This is a genomic window from Thermococcus gammatolerans EJ3 (assembly GCF_000022365.1).
Classification (GTDB): Archaea; Methanobacteriota_B; Thermococci; order Thermococcales; family Thermococcaceae; genus Thermococcus; species Thermococcus gammatolerans.
Map to the genome: position 1 here is coordinate 809,396 of NC_012804.1, position 26,085 is coordinate 835,480.

Here is a 26,085-nt window from a genome sequence, read left to right on the forward strand (position 1 = left end):
GGAAAGGGATCAGCGGACGAGCAGCTTGGCCTGCTCCGGATCGTAGCGCCACTTGGCGGGCAACTTTCCAGTTCTCCTGTAGTACTTAACGAGTCTCCTGATCTTGCTCTCGGTGAGCTGGAGACCCCTCCTGGAGTGCTTGTCCTTCGGGTGCTGTTCGAGGTGCTTCCTGAGGTTGACTGCCTTTCTGATGAGGGCCATCAGATCCTCCGGTATCTCAGGTGCGAGGCCGTTCTCCTCAAGGATCTTGGTGATCTTCTTCCCTGTTATCAGCTTGACGCTGGGTATTCCATACTGGTCACGGAGAATCGTCCCTATCATGGCCGCGCTGTAACCTTCCTTCCTGAGCTTTACAACCAGAGCCTCAACCTCCTCCGCCGTGTACTCGACCCACGCCGGGGGAGCGCTCCTTGGGGGCTTCTTCGAGCCTGACTTACCTCTCTTTCTCGCGTGCATTCTTGCCATACAACCACCTCCCGGTGACGGCCAGCTCCCGCCAGCCGCCCCTTCGGCTCAGAAAGTGGCCGGAAATTTAAAAACCTTTCTCCTCACTCAATCGGCACGCCGTCCTTTGTCCTCGGGGCGAGCCACTTCATAAGCTTCCTCGGGTTCTTCGTGCGGATTATTATCGTTATCGGGCCGAGCGGGCTCTCCTCGTTGAAGTTCACAACTCCCGCGTAGGCCGCCTGCTTGTTCACCTTGACGATTATCTCCTCGCCGAAGTAGCCCTCCTCGAGGAAACTCCTTGCCGTGTCGAGTATCGCCTGCCCTCTGAACAGCTCGTAGAGCCTGCTGAGAGCTTTCCTGCTCCTCGTCTTTCCCGTGAGTATTACGTAATCGCCCCGGTCAAAGGCCTCGAACTCTAAATCGGGCACGAGGTTCAGCATGGCCCTCTTTACCTTCTCGATGTCCTCGGTCGGGTAAACGTACGCCTCAAGCTCGACTTCCTCAAACAGCTCCTCCATGCTCTCACCGGGCTAAGGTCGAAAGAAGGCTTATAAACCCAACCGCCCAGATAATTAGGGTGGCCGAAATATGTTAGAAGGCTTCATCGAGGGACTCGCTAAGTACCTCCTCAACCTCAGCGGGGGAAGCCTGATATGGGTGTCATTCTACGCGGGCCTATTCGTCGCGCTCATGACGTCGCTCGGAGCGATGGTGGCGCTTTTCGCAAAAAAGCTCCCGGCTGAAGGCGTTGACTTCTCGCTCAGCTTCGCGGCCGGGGTTATGATTGTGGCTTCGTTCACCTCGCTCATTCTGCCGGGAATAGAGAGCGCCGGGTTTCCGCCCGTAGCCCTGGGAATAGCCCTCGGCGTCCTGCTGATTTACGCCGTTGACAGGCTTCTGCCCCACGAACACCTCGTCAGGGGCTACGAGGGTCCGAAGGGAATGAAGGAGAAGCTGAGAAAGGTCTGGCTCCTCGTTTTCGCGCTCATAATCCACAACCTGCCCGAGGGGTTGGCGGTTGGGACGTCCCTCGTCTACAACCTGGAGGTCGGCCTCGTTACGGCAATAGCGATAGGCATTCAGGACTTCCCCGAGGGAACCGTCGTCTCGCTCCCGCTCGCTGTCATACAGAAGAAGAGCCTCGGCCCTGTTCTCATCGGCGTCCTGAGCGGTTTGGCCGAGATGGTCATGGTAATCCTCGGCGCGGTCTTCTTCACTTCCTTCGCCTGGACGCTACCTTACGGCCTCGGCCTCGCAGGAGGGGCAATGCTCTACGTCACCGTCAAGGAGATGATTCCGGAGATATACAAGGGGGAGAAGAGCGAGACCCTCGTCACGCTGGGCTTCTTCGCGGGCTTCTACGTCATGCTCCTCCTCGATTCAGCCCTCGGATGATTTTCTCAACGAGGGTCTTTACCTTCTTCTCGTACTCCTCCTTCGAGCCGTCGTTTATCAGCATGTGGTCGGCCATCGCTATAACGCCACCGATTCCAAAGCGGAGCTCCTTCCAGTCCCTCTCCTCGAAGTCCTCCCAAGTTTGAGGGTCGTCGTGCCTTCCTCTTGCCTTTAACCTCTCGAAGCGGAGCCTTGGTGGCGTGTGGACAGCAACGATGATGATTTTTTCCTCAGGAAAGGCCCCCCTAAAGGTTCCCACCTCGTCGAGGGAACGGACGCCGTCTATGACCACGAGCGGGCTCTTCTCCAAAAGAACCCTCACCTTCCCGACCGCGAGCTTGGCAACGGCGTTCTGACCGAGCTCCTGCCTCAACCTTATACTTACCTTGGCGACGTTCTCCTTGGTGAGCTCGAGGCCCCGCTTTACGGTCTCCTCGCGGACGATGTCGCCGAGAGAAACGCTGGGAAAGCCCCTCTTCTCGAATTCCTCCACAATCCTGCTCTTACCTGAACCGGGCATTCCAGTGACTATTACTATCATTGAGCCCACCCCGAGTAGCTCGGGAAGGATTTAAAAAGGTTGAGTCCTGTTAGGGGGGCAAAACTTTTTAAGGTTCAGTATGAAAACCATCATGGTGGGAAAGATGAACGTAAACTGGTTTATCATCGGCCCCATAGTAACGTTTCTGGTAAACATACCGTTCGGCTTCTGGAGAGCCCATGCCAAGAGGACGGGAAACAGGCTGGAGTGGGCTTTGGCTGTTCACCTTCCTGTCCCGCTGGTCGTGGTGCTGAGGCACTTGGCGGGGCTCAGCTGGAACTCCAGCGGGGCGCCGCTGATACTCGTCTTCGTTCTTGCCTACTTCCTCGGGCAGAGAACGGGCGGAAAGCTCTATCAGAGGGCCCACGAGAGCGGTTTGAATCCGGGCAGAAACGTTTTCGTCCTTTGGAGTGGAAGGGGAGAGGGAGAGGCTATCTGAGGAAGTCCTCCAGAGTCCCCTTTCGCTTTGGCTTTTCTTCCGTTACCCTCTTCTCGATTCCAAGGTGGCGGTAGATTCCGTCGAGGATTTTGGCACCTATTCCCTCGACCGCCAAAAGCTCCGCAGGTTTTGCGTTCGCTATCGCCTCAACGCTTCTAAACCCCGCGTTGTAGAGAGCCCTCGCCCTCTTCCTTCCGATGTTCGGCAACCTGACGAGTTCGAGGAGCTCTTCTCTAACCCCGTGCCTCAGGCGAAGGTGCAGGTCGCGGAGGTAGTTCAGGATTTCCTCCTTCGGCTCGAAGAGCTTGTAGAGCTCGATGAGCGAGTACATGAGCCAGTCGGCAAGCTCAAGAAGCCTGTAGAGGTCGCCGGGGTCTATCGAGTAGGTCTCGTAAATCCTCGCCTCGGGAACCTCGTTAATCCAGTCGAGGAGAACCTTGGCAGTCTTCACCTGACCGAGGAAGCCCTGGAAGCGCGAGTCTTCGTAGTAGGGTATGCTCGCGTAGAGCTTGTCCTCGAGCTCATAGGCCAGGTCAAGGTAGTCCTCCATCTCGCGCCTTCTGGCCGTTAAAGTCGCCATGTCGGGGGTTGAGGCTATGAGCTGAAAGATCCCGAAGGGGTTTGGGTTCCGTTCGATTGCAGGAAAGGCGTCTTTGAACTTCTTGGCCGTGAGAGGGTCTATGTAGAGCTGGGAGGTTCTCTTTCCAAAGGGCAACGGAATAAACCTGTCCTCAAGGTCCAGGTCAATGAACTCGTTCTCTATTAGGAAGTAGACCACCTCTTTCGCCTTGTACTCAAGCGAGCTCAAATCCTTCCTCTGGTGGGCATAGAAAGTCCTCTCAAGGAAGCGTACGAGCTCGGGGAAGCTCCTGATTCCAAAGTTGGTGATTAAAGCCAGAACCTGACTTCTGAAGGCCTGCTCGTTGGCGAGCATCGAGAAGAGCTTCTCGGGCTTCCCGCGGATGTAGCGCTCCATTAGCTTGCCGGGCTCGTCTGTTCTCGCCACTATTATGGCCTCGCCGTATTTGTCGTACCTCGGCCTTCCAGCGCGACCCATCATCTGCTGGATTTCCAGAACGGGAATGTCGGTCCAGCCGAAGCCCGCGTAGCGCTTGGTGTCGCGGATTATTACTCTGAATGAAGGTAAATTCACCCCAGCCGAGAGGGTCGGCGTCGCTGTGATTACCTTAATTAGGCCCTCGCGAAAGGCGTCCTCTATCAGGGTTCTCTCAACCCTGCTCAGCCCTGCATGATGGAAGGCAACGCCGCCCCTGAGGGCCCGCTTTAACTTCTCGCTCGTGGGGTTGTCCTCAAGCTGACTGGCGAGACTTTCTAAGGCCCGCTTTTCAGGCTTGGTAAGATGACTTGAGACCAGCTTCGAGAGCGCCAAAGCCTCTTTCTCAGCCGAGCGCCTCGTGTTGACGAAAACTAAGGCACCCTTGCCCCTCTTCACAGCATCGACCACGAGGGAGTACCAGTTCTCGGGATAGCTCTCGACCTTCCCATCCTCCCAGATTAGCGTTCCGAGGTGGAAAACTCCTCGCCTCAGCTGAACGGGTCTCCAATCGCTGACGACGAGGGAAGCGTCGAGCCACTCAGCCAGCTCCTCCGCGTTGCCGACGGTGGCGCTCAAGGCCAATATCTGCGCCCTGCCGAGCATGTGCGTCAGAATCATCTCGAGCGTCGCTCCCCTGTCGTAGGAGCCTATTAGGTGAACCTCGTCGGCAACCACGAGCTTAACGTCGTTAATCCACCTCGCGCCGTGCCTGAGAAGGGAGTCGAACTTCTCGGCGGTGGCGACTATTATGTCGTACCGCCCAAGCCAGTCGTCGGTTGAGTCGTAGTCTCCTGTGGTTGCCGCGACCTTCAGACCCAGCTTCTCCCACTCCTTGAACTCTCGGTATTTCTCCTCCGCCAGGGCCTTGAGGGGGACGAGGTAGACTGCCTTGCCCCCCTCTTGGATGAGCTTGTTCACCATAACTATCTCGCTCACGAGAGTTTTTCCGCTCGCCGTTGGGATTGCCAGAACGAGGTTTCTGCCCTCTAAGGCACCGCTCTTCAATGCTTCCGCCTGCGGTGGGTAGAGTTCCTCTATGCCCCTCTCCTTGAGGACTGCCTTAAGCCTCTCGTCAACGGGAAGTTCATCAACCTTCATCTACCCTCAGCTCCACATCCCTTTGATCGGCGGTTTTATATGTCTATTGTCTTACACTAGGCGGGATGTGCGATGGCCGTAGAGGTACCCTATGTGCTCTTCAGAACGAGATCTGGGGTTTATGGGATAGACGGCTACTTCTACCCTGCCCTTGAGAGGGTTGAGCACAGGGCCGCCCTGCTGAGGAAGATGCCACCGAAACCTGTTCCCCGAGCCTACGGGGACTCCTACGTGACCCCAAGCAACGTGGGGAAAGTCCTCAGGGAGTTGGCCCTTGAGCTGTACGAACTCACCGGCAGAAGTTTTGATGAAAGGGGCCGACACATGAGACGCTGGAATATACTTCGCTTTCTGGGTATTCCTTCCGGCTATATTAAGAACCTGAAGCGGGACGAGGAACTTGCCGGGAGGGTGAGGCGGGCCCTGTTGGCCCTCTCAATAGTGGAACACGTCCTCGGGATAAAGGGCCCTGCCGATCTGGATGACCTTTTCGTTGAGCCCCTCGGATGGTCCGTTTTCAGGCTGGAGATAGTGAAAGGTAGACCCGTGGATCCAGTTTATTCACAGCTTTACGAAGACGACGCGGGTTTTAGAAGGGCCCTCCATGAAGTGTTGAAAAAAGAAGGGGGGTTATGATTTGGCGTAAAGCCAGCAGGCGACGTAGTGATCCTTCTCAACCTCCACCAGAGGAGGCTCCTCTTTCTTGCACCTGTCCATAACCCTGGGACATCTCGGGTGGAAGCGGCAGCCCTTCGGCGGGTTTATTGGGCTCGGAGGTTCTCCCTCTATCTTCATCCGCTTCCTCTTGAGTTCCTGCGCCAGTTCCGGATCGGGAACGGGAATCGCCGACAGGAGCATCTGGGTGTAGGGATGCAGTGGGTTCTCAAAGATCTTCTCCGCTGGACCGACTTCAACGAGCTTTCCGAGGTACATCACGCCCATTCGGTGGCTCATGTACTTGACGACACCGAGGTCGTGACTTATGAATAGGTATGTGAACCCGTACTTCTTCTGGAGATCTTTGAGCATGTTGAGTATGTTCGCCTGAACCGAGACGTCTAGGGCAGAGGTGGGCTCGTCGAGTACAATGAACTCTGGCTTGAGGGCCAAGAGCCTCGCGAGGGCTATTCTCTGCCTCTGTCCTCCGGAGAATTCGTGGGGATAGCGGTAAAGGTGCATCTCGTTGAGACCGACGCTCTCGAGCAGGTCTATAACGAACTCCTCCGGATCGTCAACAGGTATCCCGTGGAAGCGAACGGGTTCCATTATGATTTCAAAAACAGTCTGCCTGGGGTTCAGGGAGGAGTACGGATCCTGAAACATTATCTGGGCCCTCCTCCTGAAGGCCTTCATTTCCTCACCGCTCAGCTTGGTAACGTCCTTTCCGTCAAAGATTATCCTTCCCGACGTTGGTTCTATGAGCCTCAGGATTGTTCTTCCCGTTGTGGTCTTTCCACATCCGCTCTCGCCGACGAGCCCAAAGGTTTCACCTCTGTTTATCTCAAAACTTACTCCATCGACGGCCTTGACGTATCCTATGGTCCGGAAGAGCCCCCTGACGGGGAAGTACTTCTTAAGGTTTTCAACCTTGAGCAGGGGTTCCATCGCCATCACCTCAGTACAGGTGGCAGGCCACGAAGTGGCCCGGTTCGATCTCCTTCAGTTTTGGAACTTCTTTCCTGCAGATCTCGGTCGCGTAGGGACATCTCGGGTGGAAGCGGCAGCCCTTGGGCGGTGTTATCAGGTTTGGCACTGTTCCCGGTATGGCCTCAAGCCTCTCTATCTTCGCCAGCGGGTTTGGAACAGCCCTCAGCAGGCCCTTTGTATACGGGTGGAGGGGATTCTTGAAGATCTGATCCACTGAGCCTATTTCCACGATCTTGCCGGCGTACATGACTGCAACGCGATCTGCCATCTCTGCGACGACTCCCATGTTGTGGGTGATTAAAATCACGGTCGTGTTGTACTCCTTTTTGAGCTTGTTCATGAGGTCGAGGATTTGGGCCTGGACGGTAACGTCAAGGGCAGTCGTGGGTTCATCCGCTATCAGGATCTTTGGATCGTTTGAAACCCCGATTCCAATAACAACGCGCTGTTTCATACCTCCACTGAGCTCGTGCGGATAGTTTTTGACTCTGTTCTCTGGATCGGGGATGAGAACGCGCCTCAGTATGTCCACTGCCCTTCTGAATCCTTCTTTCCAGTCCTTCACGGTCCTGTGGACAACCATTGCCTCCGCTATTTGATAGCCGACGGTGTAGAGGGGATCCAGTGATGCATGTGGATCCTGAAAGATATACGCTATTTCCTTACCCCTTATCTCCCTGATCTCTTCCTCACTGAGCTTGAGCAGGTCAACTGTCGAGCCGTCTTCCCTGTGATAGATAACTTTCCCCCTCACGATCCTTCCTGGACTTTCTATGAGCTGGGTCAATGCCCTTGATGTCACGCTCTTTCCACAGCCTGTTTCACCGACTAGGGCAAAGGTTTCACCCCTGTAAACATCAAATGAGACTCCCTCTATTGCCTTGACTATACCGGCGTAGGTGTAGAAGTGGACCGTGAGATCGCGAACTTCGAGAACGGGTTCAGGCATTCTCCCCACCCTCCTTCTCTTCCATCTGCTTCTGCTTCTTCACCTTGAACTCTATGCTCCGCCTCATCTTTGGATCGAGGATGTCTCTGAGCGTGTCACCGAGGAGGTTCCATCCGAGGGCAACGAGCAGGATCATAAATCCCGAGAACGTAACAAGCCACCATTTTTCGGGGAAGTACTGGGAGCCGTCGTAGACTATCCTACCCCAGTCAGCTATTGGAGGTGTTGCACCGAGGCCGAGGAAGCTCAGGCCGGCCTCCATGAGGATAACTCCACCGAAGTCAAGGGTTATGTAAACTAGAATCGGCCCGATGATGTTCGGCAGGATATGTTTGAACATTATCGTTCTGGAGCTCAGACCTATTGCCCTTGCCGCCTCAACGTAGAGCTTCTCCCTCTCCGTCAGCGTTGAACCTCTGGTTATCCTCGCATATGCCGGCCACCAGACTATGACCATTGCCAGTATAACCGCCAGCAGCTTTCCGAGGTTTCCTGCTTCCTGCGGTTTCAACGCGAATATCTTTAGGAACAGGCTCTCAAAGACCTTGTGACTGCTGATGAAGGATTGAAGTCTCTCGGGCAGGACGGCCGAGAACGCTATAGCGAGGATCAACGCCGGGAAGGCCAGAAACATGTCGGTTATGCGCATTATGAGCTCGTCGATCTTCCCTCCGTAATAGCCTGCTATGAGGCCGAGGATTATGCCAAGGGGCACTCCAAGGACAATGACTATGATGGATATCACGAAGGACGTTCTTGCCCCGTAGAGGATCAGGCTCAGCAGATCCCTTCCATAATTGTCGGCTCCGAGGGGGTAGGATATCGTCTTGTTGGAAAACGGTAAGTAAGCGTGGGATCCCGGGGGTGCAAGGTAAGTCGACATGTTCTCGAGGGCGGGGAAGTAGCGGTAGCTCCAAGGTGCGAGAGTTGGACCGAAGATGCCGAGGAAGATGAACATGCCTATCAGGACTAGGCCTATTAATCCGGGGGGTGAGCGGTTGAGGGCGTAGAGCATCAGCTTCCACTCTTCCATCTTCGAGCGGTTTTTCCTCTTCCAATCCTTCTTAAAGAGGGATATGAATGAGCCTATCCCCTCGACGAGATTATCAGCAAACCTGTCAAGAATCCCCTTCTTGTACTCTTCCTGTGACATTTATCACCACCTCAGTACCTCACCCTCGGGTCAACGACCGCGTACAGTATGTCCACTATCAGGTTGGTAGTCACGAAGATCAGGGCGAAGATGAAGGTTATGGCCACTACCGCTGGAAAGTCAAGGTTCCTTATGGCGTCGAGAACGTATGAGCCCATCCCTGGTAGGCCAAATACTGTCTCGGTTATTGGGGTTCCGCCGAGCAGCCCACCGAACTGGAGGCCGAGAACTGTAAGTATGGGCACGAGGGCGTTTTTCAGGGCGTGACGGTATATCCTGAGCTTTGGAACTCCCTTTGCCTTGAGGAAGGCCACGTAGTCACTGCTGAGTGCCTCAAGGAACGAGTTTCTGACGAACCTGGCAAGAACGCCCGAGCCCGTAAAACCAAGAGTAAGGCCTGGAAGCCAGAGCCTGTTAAGGTGCTGGCTGAAGATCTTGAAATCTCCAGTGAGGAGCGCGTCTATCATGGGGATGTGGGTTATTTCATGGGCTGGAGGGGCAGGAAAACCGGCGAGTGTTATAACACGCCATTTGACGAAGAATATGTACATGAGCATGTAACCGAGCCAGAATATCGGCATGGAAACTCCGGTCAGGGCAAAAATCCTGACGAGGGTATCAACCCACGTGTTCCTCTTGAGGGCAGCCAGTATACCAAGGGGAAGACCTATTATCAGTATGAAGAAGAACGCCACCAACGTTAGCTCAAACGTCACCGGAAACCTCTTTCCAATATCATCAAACACGTAGTTTGACGTTCTTGGGTCAACGATCTTGTTCTTGGCAAGTCCGCTGATTAGAAACCAGTACTGCTCGTACCACGGGTCGTTCATATGGTACTGTTCCTTTATCTTCTGAATGGCCTCGGGGGTGGCCTTTTCTCCACCCGCCCATGCCCTTGCCGGATCGGCTGGAATGACGTAGGCGATTATAAACACAATGAGAGTAACTCCGATGATCGTTGGAATGAACGTAAGAAGCCTCCTCACAAGGAACTTCCTAAGGTTCGCCAACTTTGCTCACCTCTCTGGAGTTTGTTGTTCTCGATACTCGATAAGAGGGGAAAGAAAAGAAAGATATCATCCGGAAACGTTGATTTCGAGGCTCTTGAACTCTGTGGCACCATAGAGGAATGGTCCAACCCAGTTGTCCGAGTCAAGGTAGTCCGGAACCCATCCAACGATGTAGACGTCGTAGTCGCCGTGCTCTGTCTTGCTGAGGTAGGTCGGCCAGTTGTAGCTGTTTACCGTGACCTGGAATCCGAGCTGGCTCCAGACGTTCTGGAGGAGGGTCATTATCTTCTCACGGGCACTGTTGCCCTCGTTGTAGATGAGCTCGATCTTGTACTTGCTCGGGTCAACACCAGCCTCCTGGAGGAGCTGCTTGGCCTTGTTGACGTTGTAAGTGTACTTAATGATGCCCTCCTCCATGTAACCCGGCCACGGCTTGGGTATCGGGCCGTAGTTGGGCTCGAGGAGTCCTTGGTAGACGAGCTGCCTTATCTGATCGTACGGAACTGCATAGGCGAGGGCCTGCCTGACCTTCGGGTCATTGAAGGGCTCCTTCTGGGTGTTGAAGACGAGGAAGGTCAGTATTGGCTGGAGGATGTCGGTCTTGACAACTGAGTGGAAGCCGTTGAGCTCAAGCCCCTTCACGCTCTCCATCTTTTCAGGGGGTATGGCAACGACATCGGCGGTGCCAGTCTTGAACAGGTTGATCCTTGCCTGAGCGTCGTTGTTGATGACGTAGATAACGTACTTGTGGCCTGGGTTGCTGGTGGCGTTCCAGTAGTGCGGGTTGTACTCGAGGACTATGTAGCTGTTCTCCTGGTAGTCCTTGACGTAGAACGGTCCGGTTCCAACGGGCTTCTGGTGCATAAGCTGGTGGGTTGGGTCATCCTTACCAGACTGGAGGTAGTTCCACCAGGCGCTCGGGTCATGGCCGTTGTTGCTGGCCTGCAGGGCCTCTTGGTACTTGTCGCCGAGGAGGTACTCCATCGGGACGACGCTGAGGAACGGGTCGGCCAGTATGCTTAGAACCGGAGCGTACGGGTTCGGAAGGACGAGCTTGAAGACACCTGCAGTCTCGCCGTTGTAGCCGAAGAACTGCTTGAGTTCGTCAAGTGAGTGAACCTCCTTAACCTGACCGTTGTACTCGGCAACGAGCGGGTGATCCTTGAGGTAGTTGTTGAATTCTTCCTCAGTCATGGCCTGGGAGTTGTTGACGTCCATGAAGCTGTCCACCATCCAGCTGACGCTGTGTCCAAGCCTCTCGACGCGGAGGAACGTGAAGGCAACGTCGGTTGCGTCTATCGGGTAGGTCTTGTCGTTCCAGGGGTCATAGGCCTTAACGCCGCCACGGATAAGGAAGTACCACTCTGTGCCGTCTTCGTTGTGGGCCCAGGCAACTGCCAGGTCAGGGCTTACGGTCTCGGTGTTCTCCTTCCAGTAAGTAACGAGCGTGTCACCTATCTCGTGCCAGAGTTCCCATCCAAAGGTCTCGTACGTCATGGCCGGGTCAAAGCTCTCCGGCCAGCCGATGGTGGCTATAACGTAGGTATCGGGGCCATTCTTGTAGTCCTTGATACCGATCTCGACGGACGGAGCGTTCGAATCCTCGCTGAGGAGGTCGTAGCGCTCCGCGAGGGTCGGGTGGTAGTAGCGGCCCTTCACCCATTCCCAGTAGACGCGGAGCTGCTTGTTCTGACCGAGGATTACCTCTGGCACGAGCTTGTTTCCGAGCATGTAGAGGGCCTTGAATATCTCGGTTCTGATCTCGGGGTTGGTCTCGCGCCTCGCGGCTATAACGAGGGCATCAACGTGTTCATCACGGAAGAAGGCGGGGTCAATGGCACCGAATCCCTGACCCTGCTCCATCAGGGTCTTAACATCGGGAGTATTCTCGGTATCTACCTCGTACTGGATTTTTATGGTCTTCACGCCGCTTGGGATCTGGGCGGTTGGGTTCTCACCCTTCGGACCGACGATTATAACACTCTTGTCAGTCTCTATAACGTAGACCTTATCCATCTCGAGTATCTGGGGTGTCAATTTCGCTTGTGTGCTTGTGGTAGTTGTGCTGGACGTTTGAGTCTGGCTTGGACTCGAGCTCTGCGTTGGGCTTGAGCTCGTGCCGCCTCCGCCACCACCGATACAGCCGCTGGCCACGACTGAAAAAGCCACCAAAAACACTACCAAAACAGCCAGTACCTGGCTTTTGGTTCTCATTGGGTATCACCTCAGGGGTATCTGCACTATAAGTGTGCCTCATGACTATAATAAATCTTTCGATGCGCACATATGGATATAAGAGCCAGCACTTTGACACGGAGATGTATAGTGAATCATTGGTAAAAGCTGTGCTCCGTTGAGTTCTCTGCCTTCGCACTCCGGGAGCAAATTGCGAAAAGCTTAAATTACCCCCGAGACAAGAGAATACCGTAAAAACTCCACAGGTGATTTGATATGGTCAAGGCCTATGTTTTGTTGACTATTGAGATCGGAAAAGTTGAAAGCGTTATAGAGGCCCTGAAGCAGATACCCGGCGTCATCAAGGCGGATGCAGTCACAGGCCCCTATGACGCGATCGTTTACATTGAGGCAAACGACCTTGGAGAGCTAACCAGAAAGATACTCCACGACATACACAACATCGACGGTGTTATAGACACGACAACCGCAATAGTAGTGGAAATGGAAGAGGAGTGATTCAGCGCTTCTTCCGCTTGTGTTTCCTTACCTCTGCCCGTTTCCTTAGTTCACGTATCTTTTCGGCGATCATTTTGAGGCTCTTCACCTTTCCGTGCGGTGCCTCTATGACAAGAACACCCCTTGAGCGATACTCTTCCTCGAGGCCCGAGAGCCGGGGATTGAGCTTTGATGGATCCTTCTCCACTACCTTGAAACCGAGGGCAACTGCAGCATCCTCGATCTCCCTGAGGGTCGGGGACTTGATGGCAATGTTCTTTGGAACGCTCCTTCCGTACTTCTTGGAGAGCCTCGCGTCAAATTCGCTGGGCCACACTACGAACCGCGGCATTTCACCACCCAAACTTTTAAAATTTTGAAGCTTTAAAAACCATTGTGGTGAGGACGATGCTAAAATATGAAAAAATATCCAAGATAATCCCCCTCTTCCAGCCGGGCGATAGGGTTCTGGTTGAGTACACCTCAAACGTGCCGATCTCGAAGATACTGTGGCAGAGCATAACACACCATATCCTGAACGATGAAACCATCATAATCTTTGACTTTTACGGGATAGGGGACATAACCTTCAGGAACTACCTTCGATCGGCCGTTAGTGAGGAGTACAAAAAGCTCATTGAATCAAAGAAGAACATTTACCTGTTCAAAATAGGGCCCGGAGGGGCGAGCTACGGCAGGATCGTCGGCCAGGAGAAGGTCTACACGGACACCGAGAGTTTTCTCAAGGCTTACTACTCCATGGTTCACCGGGCCCTTAGCCTCCCCCGAAAACCGAGGTACGCCGTTGTGTTCGGTCTGTCTGAGTACCTGTACTTTACCGGTTCCTCTGGACTGTTCAACCTCTTAAACGTCATAAGCACAATTCCCATAGAGGACTGGGTAACGGTGGTACCCCTCAACATCGATGCGATAGACGGGCGGCAGAGGGCAATACTCGAGGAGATATCTTCGTGGGTCATCAGAATAACCGAGGAAGGCTGCCAGATCATAAAAGGGGGTAAAGAGCGTGACGATACGAAGCGGTGACAGGGTTCTGCTCGTCGATAAGAGGGGAAAACGCTACCTCGTGAAGGTTGAGGAGAGGGAGTTCCACACCGACCTCGGAATCCTCAGGCTGGGTGAGCTCATAGGGAAGCCCTACGGGAGCAGGATAGAGAGCCACAGGGGAGAGACATTCGTGGCGCTCAAGCCCGACATCAACGACATAATAGCGAAGATGAGGCGCGGGCCCCAGATAGTCCATCCCAAAGACGCGGGCATAATCATAGCCTACGCAGGAATCTCACCGGGGGACACCGTTATAGAGGCCGGAGCCGGGAGCGGGGCTTTGACGATATTCCTCGCGAACGCCGTTGGGCCGCATGGCAAGGTCATAAGCTACGAGGTCAGGAAGGACTTCTACGAGATAGCGAAAAAGAATATCGAGCTTGCCGGCTTCTCCGAGAGAGTAACCCTCAAGAACAAAAACATCTACGACGGCATAGAGGAGGAGAGCGTTGATCACATCGTTCTGGATTTGCCTCAGCCCGAGAACGTCCTCCCGTACGCGGTGGACGTTTTGAGGCCCGGGGGCTACTTCGTCGCCTACACCCCGTGTATGAACCAGGTTCACCGCTTCTTCCAGGCTTTGGAGGAGTACAGAGGGCACTTCATGAGGCCAAGGGTTGTGGAGGTTCTCGTAAGGGAACACGAGGTAAAGAGGGAGTGCATGCGGCCGAAGACGACGATGCTCGCTCACACTGGCTACATAACCTTCCTCAGAAAGCTGTAACGTCTTCTTTTTCACTGTTCTCCTCATAGGTTGCGTACGCAAGCAGTCCGAAGACTATGGTTCCTATCACCGCCTGGAGGGTTGGGTTCCCGGGAATTCTCCTGAGGGCCTCCAAGCTTCCGTAGAGCACGGGCCAGAAGATAAATATCGCGGTGAGGATTATGAAGATTTTGTAAAGTTCTCGCATCTTTCTTCCCCCTGCACTCCTCTCAATCAGGCTTTTAACGTTTACCGTTCCGGCATGCCCTTATTATCTGATCCGAACCTCTTTTCGTACAGCTCTTTAACTTCCTGGTAAAGCTCCCAGAGGTAGTCGTACTTCTCGGGAGTTCTCCCGTGCTCAAGCCGAATTTTTGCAATAAGCGGAGCGTACTTCTCCAGGTACTCCTTGCTGATCTTCAAAACGTCCTCAACAAACTCCTTGAGGGGAAGCTCAACAACACCCTTGTGCTTGCCCTTGAATTCCGGGCAATCTGTGTTGGCTAATAAGTCTTCGTAATAGTGTATCCTTAATGTGTTCCCGACTAATTCGAAAAAAACATTGGCCGAGTAAGTTAGGAGGTCCGTCCCATAAAGGGGAGTGGAGTCTCCAACGTTGAATCCAAGTTCTCTGGCATACTTTCTTACATTACCTCCCAAGTTTCCGTTCTCTCTAAAACGCGGATCAAGCAAGGATAAACAGCAGAATAAAAGTTCCTGAATAATCCCATCTGGATTTCCGTAGGTTCCCATTAAGTTATTTCCCAGAATTCTCCAGCACATTCCAGCTATTATCTGTTCACCAAAAAGTATAAGGGTATAAAAGGAGAGAATTGGTTCTGTTTCATTGAACTTGTCTAAGCTAATCTCAATGCGGAGGTGTCTTCCTTTAAGGATTATTTTTTGTGGGTTTTCATCCATTGATTACCCACCTCCTACTCCAGCTTTCATACTGATAGATAGCCCCATCTCGCGTTGGGTAAGCCGTTTTAAGGACATAATAATCTCCTTCACGGCTGAACTCCAGTGTAATTTTTTCTATCCCCTCAACATGTATTCCAAGCCCACTGTCCGTTTTTTCATGAAAATATTGTCTCTCCTAAAACCCATTATACCTCGCTGAATTCTACTCTTCTTCTTAACCTCCTGAGGAGAGCCAATTTGGCAGCAATGACCTCTTCTTTTTCTCCCAGCTCTACCAATATTTTAGCCTCTACCGGAGCTATTTCCTCGATGTACTTTTTGGAGAGACTTAGTACATCTTGCACGAAATCATTCAGGGGGACAGACACTGTCCCCTTCCAGTTTCCTATAAATTCTGGGCAGTTCGTATCCTTTAGAGGAATGTTGTTGTAATGGACATTTATGATATTCCCATCAAGTTCGAAGATGTACTCGCCCAAGTATATCACTAGGCTTGTAAAGTACAGCTTTGTATTTCTCTTTATAGGAAAGTCTAGTTTTCGCGCATACTCCCTGAGGTTACCGATAAAACCTCCTCCTTCAAGTTTTTCACTGTTAATAAGGAAATCACAGCAGTAGAGAAACTCCTGAATAATTCCTGCAGGATCCCCCTGAATTGGATACAGCTCTTTATTTCCATCCTTTCCAATCCAGCAGGTTCCGGCGATTAGATTATCATCGATTAAAAAGAAGAATTGGAAAAGGAAAGACTAAATCAAGGGCCTTTTTAAGGTATATCTTCAGTGAAATGTGCTTTCCTCGGAGGACTACCTCTTTCATGTCCTTCACCCCACAGGCTCTATAACTCTTTTCCATGGTTTGTAAGCCCAAACATTGTATCCTGTTTTCGAATATGTCGTCTTTAGGTAGTGGATACCGTTTTTGTATTCGAATGCAAACTCTACTGATGTTATGCCCTCCTTGTAAATGCCAACGTCCGAAAGTTCAACAGTTAAGGTAACACTACCCTCCTTGAACTTACTCGCATAGTCCGGATTTTTGAGTGCCCTCTCCAGTACTTCATCAAGGAACTCTGCCAGCTCCTCCTCACTATTAAAGACCTTAGGAAGTTGCTTAACCTCACCGTTCACTATGATTTTCTGCCCCAATAAACCAAGCACTAAAAAATTAGGTAATTATCTGAGAAGATCACACTTTTTAAGATTTTCATTTGTTTTTGCTGACCTTTAATTTCTCTTTCAGTGTCTTCCAGTCCTCTAAATCCTCTAAGTATTGCTTTAGATAAAGCTTATACTCATCCATTCTGTTGTATCCGTAGGCTTCTTGTCTGACTTTTTCAACGCGCTTGTAGTGCCTCTCCAAGTACTCGCCAAAAACCCTCAAAACATCCTCCCCAAACTCGATTAATGGAACCTCAATAGTACCCTTATGCTTACCCTTATACTCCGGACAATCAGTCCCCTCAAGAAGACCATTATAATAATGGATTTTCACACTATCCCCAATCCTCTCAAAGAAAACATAAGATTGCATCGCCAGTACTGAACGGTATATGGGAGTGTCATTGGCAACGTTGAAACCATACTCTCTAGCCATTTCTCGATGTCTGTTGCAGCCTCCCTGTTCATCAGGTTCTAGTAAAGCTCCATCAAGCCCCCAAACCAGCCCATCGAGGACAATTAAAGGATCCGTGCATGTTCCTTGGAGTTTTCCGCCTTTTGGAGTCCAGCACTGTCCAACCAGGACGTGCTCATCAAAAAGTAAAATAACTGGGAAAGGATCGTAAACTTCGGCCTCCTTAAACCAGCCTAGCGCAACCTCAAAGTAAATATGCTTACCCTTAATTACAATCTTCTCCACGGGCATCACCCTTCTCCACTCAAGACAAACACCCCATCTTCAAAGCTCAAGACTCTGACTTAAACCTCTTCTCATACAACTCTTTCACTTCACTGTAGAGCCCCCAAAGGCTATCGTAATTATCAGGCTCTTCTCCATGCGCAAGCCTGATTTTCTCAATAACAGGAACGTACTTCTCCAAGTACTCCTTGCTGACTTTCAAGACATCCTCAACGAACTCTTTAAGAGGAACTTCAACAACACCCCTATGCTTACCCTTGAATTCCGGACAGTCGGTGTAAGATAGAAGCTCGTTATTGTAATATATCAGCAAACTGCTCTCATCCTCACATTTAAATAGATAATCACTGAAGTATATGAACAACGTTGTTCTATATTCGGCTTGTTTTTGTAGCACTGACTTCAATACGTTTAGGAGTTCTTGGAGTAACCCGTAGGGGTCCCCCGGCTGTCCGGTTAGTTTCCCACCTTCCCTGCTCCAGCATGTCCCGGCCAAAATTTGTCTGTTTACGATCAAAATAATTGGAAAGGGAAAGGCAGGCTCTGCTGTGTTAAAGGTTGAGATGTCTATGGTTATCTCAATATGGGTTCCCTTGAGAGTTATGGAATTGGCTAGATTTTTCATGTTTAGCTCACCCACCTACCAATTGTTGAGACGTACTTTGCAACTGCTGAACCTGCTTTGGGATAGGCTGTTTTCAGATAGTAACTGTTTCCTCCTTTCTCTTTCAGGAATACGAACTCCACAACATCAATTCCATCTTTTCTTATGCCGAGTTTTTTAAGATCGACTGTTAGTATAACTTTATCGTTACCGTTGAACTTACTTGCATAATCTGGATCCTTGAGAGCCTTGTTCACCACTTCCTTCAAAAACTCTACCAGCTCCTCCTCACTGTTAAAGACCTTCGGCAACTGCTTAGCCCGACTGTTCCCTATGGGTTTCTGAGCCAAACCTCTTCTCATACAACTCTTTTACTTCGCGATAGAACTTTTGGAGGAAGTCATAATCATCGGACCATATCCCGTGCTCATGCAGGACTTCCTCGATGACCGGAGCGTATTTTTCTAAGTATTCCCTGCTGATTTTCAAAACATCCTCAATGAACTCTTTGAGAGGAAGCTCAACAACACCCCTGTGCCTGCCCTTGAATTCCGGACAGTCAGTAAATTCAAGGAGTTCATTGTGATAGTAGATTCTCGCTGTTTTTCCGTTGGAGCAGAAGTAGTACATGCCCGACCTCTCAGACACTTGGTACACAACAACCTCATCCTTCAACTCAAACCCATCTTTCTCCGCATTCTCTCTGTCGAATTTAGTTATTTTTTGAACGTGTGGGTGTTCTGGCTGTAAAAAGTAATAACAGGCAGTTAACAAACTCTCAAAAAACCCGTAAACGTCAGCCTCGGCTCCTTCTAGTTTGTTGTTCCAGCAGGTTCCAAGGAGTATTGTGTTGTCGATGATAAAAACTAAAGTGAAGGGGTCTGGGGAGGGTACGTACTCTGTCCAGGCCCTTACGAACACGTGCCTCTCCTTTAAATCAAAATACTCAATACTCAATCATTTTTTCACCCTGTACCTATTGTACTCCCACACCGCACTACCCTCCTTAGGATAAGCAGTCCTTAAGACAAACGCCCCATCTTCTAATTAAATCACATTTGCCTTCAAAAATTTCAATTCTTTTTTGTGCGACTCTTTGATTTCTTGGTACCATTTCCAGAGGACATCGTGATCATATGGTTCCTCCCCTCGCTCCATCATGATCTGTTCTATTATACTTGCATAGTTTTTGAGATATTCCCCTGAAATTCTGAGCACATCTTCGACAAATTCCGCAAATAGTAGTTCGATGGTGCCTTTTTGCTTCTCCTTGAATTCCGGACAGTCAGTTTCGTCAAGGAGTCTGTTGTAGTAATGCACATTCACGATATCCTTCGTTCTTTCGAGGAAAATGTAGACAGAGTCCGCTATGGATGTTGCAGAGTAAATTAGAGAGTCTTCTTCCACATGAAAGCCGTATTCCCTAACTGTGTCCCTCTTTACACCCACAAGCTCTCCTGGTTTTGCTCTCATAAAGAACCTGATGCTGTCAAGCAAGTCCTGCACAATCCCGTAAGGATCCCCGGGTGCTCCAGTCAGCTTTCCAGAACTCCATTTTTCCCAACACATGCCTACAATAACGTGGCCGTCCACCAACATAACAACAGGAAACGGATATGCTCCCCCGTAAAACTTCCTTAAATCCGCTTCTATATAGATGTGTTTGCTTGATAGTTTAAGTGTGTCCATATTATCACCTCCATACCGATGGAAAATGAAATAGGTAGTCTATCCAGTTACTACCCATTCTCTGCTCCATTTCCGATATTCGAGAACTTTGTTGCCTCTTGTGGGATATGCTGTCTTAAGGTAGTAGTTGGAGGAGCCTTTTGCTTTTGGGAACACTAATTCGACCTCTTCGATTCCTTCTACATTTATTCCAATTAAGATCAACTGTCAGTACAACCTTCCCTCCACCATTGAACTTACTCGCATAATCTGGATCCTTGAGCGCCTTGTTCACAACTTCCTTCAAAAACTCCACTAACTCCTCCTCACTATTAAAGACCTTAGGAAGTTGCTTAACCTCACCGTTCACCATGATTTTCTGACCCAATGGCCAGAAGGTCGTTTTTCAATATAATGCAATGCTTAAATCCAGCTCTGTTTTAATTTCTTGTATGAGGTTTTCTAGGTATCGCCTAAGCCGAGAAATTTCCTCTGCAAATCCGTCATATTGCGTGGCTTTAATCTCCATTTCTATTGGGAAGCATTTTTCAAGGTACTCCTCGCTTATTTTGAGAATATCGGCGACGAAGGCCTCAAACAGTAATTCAATGGTGCCCTGAAGAGGGTTCTTTGAGGAAATGTATCTGGGAGCCTCATTTATGAAATGAAAACGCAACAATTCCCCTTTTCTTTCGAGATAATACGTGTTAAAATCAAGGTCAAGTATTGGCCCGCAGACATAGCTATCAGGCAATAAATCAAAACCGTCATTCTCAGCGTTTTTCCTTTTGTTAAAACAACTTTCAGGGTACTTCAGGAGATCTCTAGTACAGAGAAGTAGATCCTGAAAGAGAGCATATAAGTCGCCAAGCCATCCCTCATCGGGGTATCCCCCTACTTCATGCCCAGCCACCAAAAAAAGAATAGGAAAACGGCCGGGAAATGGTTCTGGCTCAAAGGATTCCATATCTATTTCAATCTCAATGAATTTTCCACGAAGTCTGCACCTCATTGAAGTCACCCCATGTATATCCATCTACCAGATTGTTTTTCTCTGTCCCACACGTACCCTAAAACTTTCCTGCCTTTTGAGGGATACGCCGTAATGATCTCGTAGGCACCCTTAGCTTGGTTGTATGAGAACTGGAACTCCACCGCATCTATTCCATCTATGTGCATGCCAAGCTTATCCAAGTTTACCCTTAGCTTCACAAAGCTCTGTCCCCTAAATTCTGTGTAGTACTCTTCCTTCTGAAGGGCCCTCTCCAGTACTTCATCAAGGAACTCTCTGAGCTCGTGCTCGTCCCTGAAGACCTTAGGGATCTGGACAACCCTCCCGGTTTTGAGGTCAACGATTTTCTGGCCTGAACTTCTTCTCGTACAGGTCTTTAACTTCCCGGTAAAGCCCCCAGAGGAAGTCATAATCGTCCAGCTCTTCCCCGTGCTCAAGCCTGATTTTCTCGATGACTGAAGCGTACTTTTCCAGATACTCCCTGCTGATTTTCAAAACATCCTCAATGAACTCTTTGAGAGGAACTTCAACGACACCCCTATGCTTACCCTTGAATTCCGGACAGTCAGTATACGAGAGAAAGTCGTTATAATAATGAATTTTTAAAGTGCTTCCCTCTGCTTCAAGGTAATAAATGCTGGATGGATTGGATGATGTGATGATTTCATAGGCAGGATTGCCTTCTTTAAGAGCAAATCCCATCCACATGGCTTCTTTTCTTGCAAAATTGGAAGTGCTTTCCTTTGGATTAAGAATCTGAATGCACGCTATAAGGAGCTCTTGTAAGAATCCATGGATGTTTGCGTTGGCTCCGTCTATTTTTCCTTTCCAGCATGCTCCTAGGAGTAAGTGCTCATCAACAGTAAAAATCAAAAAGAATGGGTGGGGGGAGGAAACGTACCTGCTCACGTCTATCTTAACGGTTAAGTGCTTCCCCTTCAGTGTAACCCACATTCTAACCACCTCACTGCCAGCCACCCCTGCCAGGAATAAACGTCTCAACCGCCCAGCCCTTCGTTGGATACGCTGTCTTAAGCACAAACTCCCCATCCTCAAAACTAAAGCTTAAATGTATTTGGTCTATTCCGTCTATTTTGATCCCAAACTTCTCTAAGGGGAATTCTAATTCTACCGTTGTTTTGGGAACCCCATTTTTAAAGAACTTCTCAGACACGTACTCAGGATTCTTGCTTACTCTTTCAACGACTTCCTTCAAAAACTCCACCAGCTCCTCCTCGTTCCTGAATACCTTCGGCAACTGCTTAGCCCGGCCGTTCACTATGATCTTCTGACCCAACGGCCAGAAGGTCGTTATTCCTGCGTCCTCCATCTCGTACCCCCTCACGTGCCTGAGATAGGCGTGGATCAGCCCACTCCTTTCGTTACCCCCTTGCATTATGACTCTTATTGTTTTGAGTTCCCCGTTGACGTTGACCGTTAGGGTGATCTCTTTCTTCAGATTTTCTGCACTCTCAAGGAACATCCCAAGCCCCTGAACCAGGCTGCTCGCCGGGGTTCCGTGCTTTGCAGTCTCCTCGATGACGTGCCCGACCTGATTCCTGGAAACGCCCATCTCGACGAGGTCGTCCGCGTAGCGCCTCAGGGCCTTTATCGTGATCCCGTGCTCGGCCTCGTACTTCACGACGGTTCCAACGCTTTCCTCCTTCATCCCCCGTGCCAAGGAGGTACTTCGCAATTCTTGACAGTTCTCGCAACTTTGTGAGTCCTAGCCCATAGAGTGCCTTAGTTCAAACGGGTCTTTGGTGAATCATCTTTACTTTCCCAGACACTTCGCCGAAGGGCCCTCACAATCTTGAACCTTTAGTTGAGGACATATTTATAAACACCAAAGGTTCTAAACCTTTAGATGTCCAACTTTGGGCTCATGCACGGAGGTGTTCATCGTGTACCGGATACTTGAGAAGAAAGAGCTGGCTCCGAAGCACATCATGTACAGGATAGAGGCTCCACACGTGGCCAGAAAGGTTCAGCCGGGTCAGTTCGTCATCGTAAGGGCCTTTCCGAACGGTGAAAGGATTCCTCTCACTCCCGTGATGTGGGACCGCGAGGAGGGATGGATAGTCCTGATAACCTTCGTCCGCGGAAAGACCACGATGAGGATGGCCAACGAGCTCAAGCCGGGAGATTCAATCCTCAACGTTGCCGGCCCCCTCGGGAACCCCGCGCCAATAGAGAAGTTCGGCAGGGTTCTGGCCGTTGGTCTCAGCGCCGGAATAGTGGAAGTTTTCCCAATAGCTAAAGCGCTTCAGGAAGCTGGAAACGACGTTACAACCCTTCACGTGGCCCCCGCACCGATGGCAATCCTCAAGGATGAGTTCACGGAGAGCGTTTCAAGGCACATATTTGAAGGCTTTGAAATCCAGGAAGGCTGGGGAACGAAGGAGATAGTTGCGGAAATAGCGAGGAGGGGAGCCGAAAAGGTAAAGGAGCTCCTCTCAGAGGAGAACTTTGACTTCGTGCTTACAGTTGGCCCTGCAGGTGCCCAGAAAGCGGTCTTCAACGTCGTGAAGGAGTTCGGAATCCCGATGCACGCGGACCTGCACCCGATTATGGTTGACGGAACAGGTATGTGCGGCTCCTGCCGTGTCACCGTTGGCGGAGAGGTCAAGTTCGCCTGCATTGACGGGCCGGGCTTCGACGCCTACAAGGTCGACTGGGACGAGCTGATTCACAGGGTCGGCTTCTACACCGATTTGGAGAAGAGGGCCCTGGAGGAGTACCTCAAGTCCCTGAGGGGTGAGTGAAATGGCCGTTAGGAGAAAGCTCATCAAGGAACGCGTTCCCACGCCCGAGAGGCCCGCTGAGGAGAGGATTCACGACTTTAAGGAAGTTAACCTCGGTTACACCTTCGAGCTTGCCGTTAAGGAGGCCGAGCGCTGTTTGCAGTGTCCCGCCAACTACGCCCCCTGTATAAAGGGCTGTCCAGTCCACATCAACATCCCCGGCTTCATCGGAAAGCTCGTTGAGTACCGCGACGACCCGGATAAGGCCGTGAAGGAGGCCCTCAAGGTCATCTGGGCCTGCAACTCCCTGCCCGCAACCACCGGTCGCGTCTGCCCGCAGGAGGACCAGTGTGAGATGAACTGTGTCATGGGCAAGGTCGGCGACAAGATAAACATCGGCAAGCTCGAAAGGTTTGTTGCAGACTACGCACGCGAGAAGGGCATAGACGAGGAGCTCCTCTTTGAGATGGTGCCGAAGATAGAGAAGAAGGGCCAGAAGGTAGCTATCATCGGAGCTGGACCCGCTGGACTTACCGCCGCTGGAGAGCTGGCAAAGCTCGGCTACGACGTTACAATCTACGAGGCCCTGCACGAGCCCGGAGGAGTCCTGATGTACGGTATTCCCGAGTTCAGGTTACCGAAGAGCATCGTAGAGAGCGAGATTGACAAGCTCAGAAAGCTCGGCGTCAAAATCCTGACCGACCACATCGTCGGAAAGACCGTGACCATAGAGGAGCTCCTTGAAGAGTACGACGCCGTCTTCATAGGTTCAGGCGCCGGAACCCCGAGGCTCATCAACGCCCCAGGCATAAACCTCAACGGAATTTACACGGCGAACGAGTTCCTAACCAGAGTTAACCTCATGAAGGCCTACCTGTTCCCGGAGTACGACACTCCAGTCAAGGTCGGCAAGCGCGTCATAGTCATCGGAGCCGGAAACACGGCAATGGACGCCGCGAGGAGCGCGAGGCGCTTTGGAGCGGAGGTCATCATCGCGTACAGGCGCGGTGAAGAGGACGTCAGCGCGAGGATTGAGGAGGTCGAGCACGCCAAGGAGGAGGGCATAAAGTTCGAGTACTTCATCAACCCTGTGGAGTTCATCGGCGACGAGAACGGCAACGTGAAAGCGGTCAAGTTCGAGAAGATGAAACCCCTCGACGAGAGGGACAAGCGCGGAAAGAGGAAGATAGTCGGGACTGGAGAGTACGTGACAATCGAGGCCGACACCGTCATCATCGCAATCGGCAAGCACCCCAACAGGCTCATCATCAACACGCCCGGTCTGAAGGTCGAGCGCGGAAGGATCGTCGTTGATGAGAACATGATGACGAGCATCCCGGGAGTCTTCGCCGGTGGAGACGCGATAAGGGGCGAGGCAACGGTTATCCTGGCTATGGGCGACGGAAGGAGGGCCGCGAAGGCCATCCACGAATACCTCACGAAGAAGAGGGAAGGAAAGGAGAACGCGTGAGCGTTTCTTCTCTCCCTGTTTTTCTTGTTACTTGAACACCGCCTCAAGCACCGGGTCGGGAATTCTATAATGGACGTTCCGACCGTCCCTGACCTTCTGGAGGAAGGAGGAATCTACGAGCGCCTTCAAAAGTCTCGCCAGCACGCTGTCGGCTATGCTTTTGCCTTCCTTCCGTTCGAGGTGCTCCTTTATCCCTTCCCACGTGTTCCTTCCGCTCGCAACTGCGCGCATTATCTCCACGTAGCGTTTCCTCGCAGAGGGCCTCTTTGAGAGGAAGTTCTCGAACTCCTCCAGCGCGAGTCTCCTGGCCTCTTCAAAGACCTCCTCAATGACTTCTTCAGAGGGGCCCTTCTCAAGAACCCTCCTGCCAAAGAGAACGAGCCAGCCTACGATGCCGTCGAGCCTCTCCACCGCGGTCTCGATTAGCTCTTCTGGAGGGGAAAGTCCAACCTGCTCGAACCCCTTAATCAGAAAGTCCCTGCTCTGCTCCCGCGTGAACTTTGGGAGTGTAACCTCGTGGAAGTACCTGCCGTAGAGGGGCGCCCGGGGGTCGTCAACGCCGAGGTAGTCGTGGAGCAGGCCAACTTCAGAGCCCGTCATGACTATTCTCAGGTTCGAGTAGTCGTAGAGGTGAGCGATTAGGCCCGCGAACTCGCTCCCGACGGGGCCCCTCAAATACTGCACCTCGTCGAAGGCCAGAACGACGTCGTGCTTTTCGAGATCCCGGAACAGGGCTATAAAGTCCGTCTTCTCCTCGCGCCAGGAGAGGTTGACGCCGAAGCTCAGAACTCGAAGGCCCGTTATGGCCCTTAGGTTTTCCTTGAGTTCCTCCCAGAGGTTGCGGTTCTCGCGGAAGAAAAGGTTTAGGGAGCTCTCTATCCGCTTGTAAACGTCCATTCTGGAGTTTGGATTCACCCCCCTGAAGTCCACGAGGACGTAGGGAAGGCCGAGTTCGTTCAGCCCCACGAGGAGGAGGGAAGTCTTCCCCAACCTTCTGATTCCCGTGATGACCGTGAGGGGGTTGTTCGAGCGGAGGGAGTTTTCAAAATCGCTCAGCTCCTTCTCACGGTCATACAAATCCTCACGCTTTCTCTTGGGTCTGGTATCGAAGTACGTAACTACCACCCCAGTAGTTAACTACTGGGGCAGAAGTTATAAGGGTTTTGACGTTCCAAAGCTTGGAGAAGGAAGTTGCATGAGGTTTAACCCTTCAGCTTCAGCTCACCTTCCTTCTCTATGGCCTTTAGCGTGGACTCCAGCCTGCTGAAGAGCGCTTGGAGAGCCTCCCTGGGGGCCTTGGCGTAGTAAACGTAGCCCAGCCAGCCCCTGTTCACGAGGGTTCTCTCGACGAGGCCCAGCTCGAGGAGGTGCTTAAGCTTTTCCCTTACAATCCTTTCAGATAGGCCGAGCGTCTTTGCAATCTGCCTCGGCGTAAGCGCCTCCCGCTGGAGGAGGGAGTAGATTTTTATCTCGGACTCCCCGAGCTCAAAGACCCTGAGGGTTTTGGACAGGGCTCGGAGTATCTCCTCCATTCCAATCCCCTGAAGATTTTTCTTCATACCTGTCTACAACTTTGTGAAAAGGTTTATAACACTTTCTTCAAAGGGTGAGCGGTGGTA

34 protein-coding genes are annotated in these 26,085 nt (G+C 51.4%); 8 read left to right on the forward strand and 26 right to left on the reverse strand.

The window, feature by feature from the left end; all coding sequences use genetic code 11:
* Nucleotides 1-9 precede the first annotated feature (9 nt).
* Both TGAM_RS04415 and TGAM_RS04420 read right to left on the reverse strand, forming a co-directional pair.
* Entirely contained in the window at nucleotides 10-465 is a 456-nt protein-coding gene (locus tag TGAM_RS04415; protein WP_015858482.1) for a 30S ribosomal protein S15, read from the reverse strand.
* 83 nt (nucleotides 466-548) lie between these two features.
* The gene (locus tag TGAM_RS04420; protein WP_015858483.1) at nucleotides 549-965 is read right to left on the reverse strand and encodes an RNA-binding domain-containing protein; all 417 of its coding nucleotides are present in this window, start codon (nucleotides 963-965) and stop codon (nucleotides 549-551) included.
* Between the two features lie 70 nt (nucleotides 966-1,035).
* Between TGAM_RS04420 and TGAM_RS04425 the strand changes: the two genes are divergently transcribed.
* Nucleotides 1,036-1,842: a ZIP family metal transporter gene (locus TGAM_RS04425; protein WP_015858484.1), complete on the forward strand. Its 807-nt coding sequence runs from the start codon at nucleotides 1,036-1,038 to the stop codon at nucleotides 1,840-1,842.
* Here TGAM_RS04425 and TGAM_RS04430 read toward each other — a convergent pair.
* The gene (locus tag TGAM_RS04430) at nucleotides 1,811-2,383 is read right to left on the reverse strand and encodes a dephospho-CoA kinase (protein WP_015858485.1); all 573 of its coding nucleotides are present in this window, start codon (nucleotides 2,381-2,383) and stop codon (nucleotides 1,811-1,813) included. The two genes, TGAM_RS04425 and TGAM_RS04430, sit on opposite strands and share 32 nt — an antisense overlap.
* Nucleotides 2,384-2,474: 91 nt before the next feature.
* Here TGAM_RS04430 and TGAM_RS04435 point away from each other — a divergent pair, with 91 nt between their 5' ends.
* Entirely contained in the window at nucleotides 2,475-2,822 is a 348-nt protein-coding gene (locus TGAM_RS04435; RefSeq protein ID WP_394295130.1) for a hypothetical protein, read from the forward strand.
* Here TGAM_RS04435 and TGAM_RS04440 read toward each other — a convergent pair.
* Nucleotides 2,815-4,977 (reverse strand): ATP-dependent DNA helicase, encoded by a 2,163-nt coding sequence (locus tag TGAM_RS04440; protein WP_015858487.1) that lies wholly within the window; start codon nucleotides 4,975-4,977, stop codon nucleotides 2,815-2,817. The two genes, TGAM_RS04435 and TGAM_RS04440, sit on opposite strands and share 8 nt — an antisense overlap.
* Before the next feature lie 72 nt (nucleotides 4,978-5,049).
* On the opposite strand from TGAM_RS04440, the gene TGAM_RS04445 reads away from it, so the two are divergent.
* Nucleotides 5,050-5,613, forward strand: a complete 564-nt coding sequence (locus TGAM_RS04445) for a hypothetical protein (RefSeq protein ID WP_015858488.1) — start codon at nucleotides 5,050-5,052, stop codon at nucleotides 5,611-5,613.
* On the opposite strand, the gene TGAM_RS04450 is transcribed toward TGAM_RS04445, so the two are convergent.
* The 5 genes from TGAM_RS04450 to TGAM_RS04470 form a co-directional block, all read right to left on the reverse strand.
* Nucleotides 5,608-6,582 (reverse strand): ABC transporter ATP-binding protein, encoded by a 975-nt coding sequence (locus tag TGAM_RS04450; RefSeq protein ID WP_048811131.1) that lies wholly within the window; start codon nucleotides 6,580-6,582, stop codon nucleotides 5,608-5,610. The two genes, TGAM_RS04445 and TGAM_RS04450, sit on opposite strands and share 6 nt — an antisense overlap.
* A 10-nt stretch (nucleotides 6,583-6,592) precedes the next feature.
* Complete coding sequence (locus TGAM_RS04455) at nucleotides 6,593-7,573, reverse strand: ABC transporter ATP-binding protein (RefSeq protein ID WP_015858490.1); 981 nt, start codon at nucleotides 7,571-7,573, stop codon at nucleotides 6,593-6,595.
* The gene (locus tag TGAM_RS04460; protein ID WP_015858491.1) at nucleotides 7,566-8,726 is read right to left on the reverse strand and encodes an ABC transporter permease; all 1,161 of its coding nucleotides are present in this window, start codon (nucleotides 8,724-8,726) and stop codon (nucleotides 7,566-7,568) included. The genes TGAM_RS04455 and TGAM_RS04460 overlap by 8 nt, the downstream gene beginning before the upstream one ends.
* 11 nt (nucleotides 8,727-8,737) lie before the next feature.
* Entirely contained in the window at nucleotides 8,738-9,739 is a 1,002-nt protein-coding gene (locus tag TGAM_RS04465; RefSeq protein ID WP_015858492.1) for an ABC transporter permease, read from the reverse strand.
* Between the two features lie 66 nt (nucleotides 9,740-9,805).
* Complete coding sequence (locus tag TGAM_RS04470) at nucleotides 9,806-11,953, reverse strand: ABC transporter substrate-binding protein (protein WP_015858493.1); 2,148 nt, start codon at nucleotides 11,951-11,953, stop codon at nucleotides 9,806-9,808.
* A 237-nt stretch (nucleotides 11,954-12,190) separates the two neighbouring features.
* Between TGAM_RS04470 and TGAM_RS04475 the strand changes: the two genes are divergently transcribed.
* A complete protein-coding gene (locus TGAM_RS04475) occupies nucleotides 12,191-12,433 on the forward strand; it encodes an Lrp/AsnC family transcriptional regulator (protein ID WP_015858494.1) in 243 nt (80 codons plus the stop codon).
* Nucleotide 12,434: 1 nt separating this feature from the next.
* On the opposite strand, the gene TGAM_RS04480 is transcribed toward TGAM_RS04475, so the two are convergent.
* On the reverse strand, nucleotides 12,435-12,764 hold the full coding sequence (locus TGAM_RS04480; protein ID WP_015858495.1) for a signal recognition particle protein Srp19: 330 nt from the start codon (nucleotides 12,762-12,764) through the stop codon (nucleotides 12,435-12,437).
* 44 nt (nucleotides 12,765-12,808) lie between these two features.
* Here TGAM_RS04480 and TGAM_RS04485 point away from each other — a divergent pair, with 44 nt between their 5' ends.
* Together TGAM_RS04485 and TGAM_RS04490 are read left to right on the forward strand one after the other, a co-directional pair.
* The gene (locus TGAM_RS04485) at nucleotides 12,809-13,459 is read left to right on the forward strand and encodes a DUF257 family protein (protein ID WP_238516254.1); all 651 of its coding nucleotides are present in this window, start codon (nucleotides 12,809-12,811) and stop codon (nucleotides 13,457-13,459) included.
* Complete coding sequence (locus tag TGAM_RS04490; protein ID WP_015858497.1) at nucleotides 13,440-14,204, forward strand: tRNA (adenine-N1)-methyltransferase; 765 nt, start codon at nucleotides 13,440-13,442, stop codon at nucleotides 14,202-14,204. The genes TGAM_RS04485 and TGAM_RS04490 overlap by 20 nt, the downstream gene beginning before the upstream one ends.
* On the opposite strand, the gene TGAM_RS04495 is transcribed toward TGAM_RS04490, so the two are convergent.
* The 14 genes from TGAM_RS04495 to TGAM_RS11340 all read right to left on the reverse strand — a co-directional run bounded on the left by TGAM_RS04495 (nucleotide 14,191) and on the right by TGAM_RS11340 (nucleotide 21,920).
* A complete protein-coding gene (locus TGAM_RS04495) occupies nucleotides 14,191-14,391 on the reverse strand; it encodes a hypothetical protein (RefSeq protein WP_015858498.1) in 201 nt (66 codons plus the stop codon). The genes TGAM_RS04490 and TGAM_RS04495 overlap by 14 nt on opposite strands.
* A 41-nt stretch (nucleotides 14,392-14,432) precedes the next feature.
* Entirely contained in the window at nucleotides 14,433-15,104 is a 672-nt protein-coding gene (locus TGAM_RS10955) for a hypothetical protein (protein WP_015858499.1), read from the reverse strand.
* Nucleotides 15,105-15,292: 188 nt separating this feature from the next.
* A complete protein-coding gene (locus TGAM_RS04505; protein ID WP_048811132.1) occupies nucleotides 15,293-15,586 on the reverse strand; it encodes a hypothetical protein in 294 nt (97 codons plus the stop codon).
* A 345-nt stretch (nucleotides 15,587-15,931) separates the two neighbouring features.
* Entirely contained in the window at nucleotides 15,932-16,237 is a 306-nt protein-coding gene (locus TGAM_RS04510; protein ID WP_169302017.1) for a hypothetical protein, read from the reverse strand.
* Between the two features lie 76 nt (nucleotides 16,238-16,313).
* A complete protein-coding gene (locus tag TGAM_RS04515) occupies nucleotides 16,314-16,973 on the reverse strand; it encodes a hypothetical protein (RefSeq protein WP_148206265.1) in 660 nt (219 codons plus the stop codon).
* A gap of 40 nt (nucleotides 16,974-17,013) precedes the next feature.
* Nucleotides 17,014-17,592 (reverse strand): hypothetical protein, encoded by a 579-nt coding sequence (locus TGAM_RS11320; protein WP_015858503.1) that lies wholly within the window; start codon nucleotides 17,590-17,592, stop codon nucleotides 17,014-17,016.
* Between the two features lie 2 nt (nucleotides 17,593-17,594).
* Entirely contained in the window at nucleotides 17,595-17,933 is a 339-nt protein-coding gene (locus TGAM_RS04525; protein ID WP_015858504.1) for a hypothetical protein, read from the reverse strand.
* The gene (locus TGAM_RS04530; RefSeq protein ID WP_015858505.1) at nucleotides 17,887-18,528 is read right to left on the reverse strand and encodes a hypothetical protein; all 642 of its coding nucleotides are present in this window, start codon (nucleotides 18,526-18,528) and stop codon (nucleotides 17,887-17,889) included. Before TGAM_RS04530 ends, TGAM_RS04525 begins: the two co-directional genes overlap by 47 nt.
* 90 nt (nucleotides 18,529-18,618) lie before the next feature.
* Nucleotides 18,619-19,260 carry a hypothetical protein gene (locus TGAM_RS04535; protein WP_015858506.1) on the reverse strand — a complete coding sequence of 214 codons (642 nt, stop codon included), beginning with the start codon at nucleotides 19,258-19,260 and terminating at the stop codon, nucleotides 18,619-18,621.
* A 115-nt stretch (nucleotides 19,261-19,375) separates the two neighbouring features.
* Complete coding sequence (locus TGAM_RS04540) at nucleotides 19,376-19,612, reverse strand: hypothetical protein (RefSeq protein ID WP_048811134.1); 237 nt, start codon at nucleotides 19,610-19,612, stop codon at nucleotides 19,376-19,378.
* Between the two features lie 33 nt (nucleotides 19,613-19,645).
* Nucleotides 19,646-20,251 carry a hypothetical protein gene (locus tag TGAM_RS04545; RefSeq protein WP_148206266.1) on the reverse strand — a complete coding sequence of 202 codons (606 nt, stop codon included), beginning with the start codon at nucleotides 20,249-20,251 and terminating at the stop codon, nucleotides 19,646-19,648.
* 5 nt (nucleotides 20,252-20,256) lie between these two features.
* The gene (locus tag TGAM_RS04550) at nucleotides 20,257-20,661 is read right to left on the reverse strand and encodes a hypothetical protein (protein ID WP_015858509.1); all 405 of its coding nucleotides are present in this window, start codon (nucleotides 20,659-20,661) and stop codon (nucleotides 20,257-20,259) included.
* Nucleotides 20,588-21,205 (reverse strand): hypothetical protein, encoded by a 618-nt coding sequence (locus tag TGAM_RS04555; RefSeq protein WP_048811135.1) that lies wholly within the window; start codon nucleotides 21,203-21,205, stop codon nucleotides 20,588-20,590. The genes TGAM_RS04550 and TGAM_RS04555 overlap by 74 nt, the downstream gene beginning before the upstream one ends.
* A 10-nt stretch (nucleotides 21,206-21,215) precedes the next feature.
* Nucleotides 21,216-21,920, reverse strand: a complete 705-nt coding sequence (locus TGAM_RS11340; protein WP_238516255.1) for a hypothetical protein — start codon at nucleotides 21,918-21,920, stop codon at nucleotides 21,216-21,218.
* Between the two features lie 235 nt (nucleotides 21,921-22,155).
* Between TGAM_RS11340 and TGAM_RS04565 the strand changes: the two genes are divergently transcribed.
* Nucleotides 22,156-23,016 (forward strand): sulfide/dihydroorotate dehydrogenase-like FAD/NAD-binding protein, encoded by an 861-nt coding sequence (locus TGAM_RS04565; protein WP_193777121.1) that lies wholly within the window; start codon nucleotides 22,156-22,158, stop codon nucleotides 23,014-23,016.
* Between the two features lies 1 nt (nucleotide 23,017).
* Nucleotides 23,018-24,466, forward strand: a complete 1,449-nt coding sequence (gene gltA, locus TGAM_RS04570; protein ID WP_015858513.1) for an NADPH-dependent glutamate synthase — start codon at nucleotides 23,018-23,020, stop codon at nucleotides 24,464-24,466.
* Between the two features lie 27 nt (nucleotides 24,467-24,493).
* Here the strand turns inward: gltA and TGAM_RS04575 are convergent, their stop codons facing one another.
* Nucleotides 24,494-25,591: an AAA family ATPase gene (locus tag TGAM_RS04575; protein WP_015858514.1), complete on the reverse strand. Its 1,098-nt coding sequence runs from the start codon at nucleotides 25,589-25,591 to the stop codon at nucleotides 24,494-24,496.
* A gap of 77 nt (nucleotides 25,592-25,668) precedes the next feature.
* Complete coding sequence (locus TGAM_RS04580) at nucleotides 25,669-25,998, reverse strand: helix-turn-helix domain-containing protein (protein ID WP_015858515.1); 330 nt, start codon at nucleotides 25,996-25,998, stop codon at nucleotides 25,669-25,671.
* Between the last annotated feature and the right edge of the window lie 87 nt (nucleotides 25,999-26,085).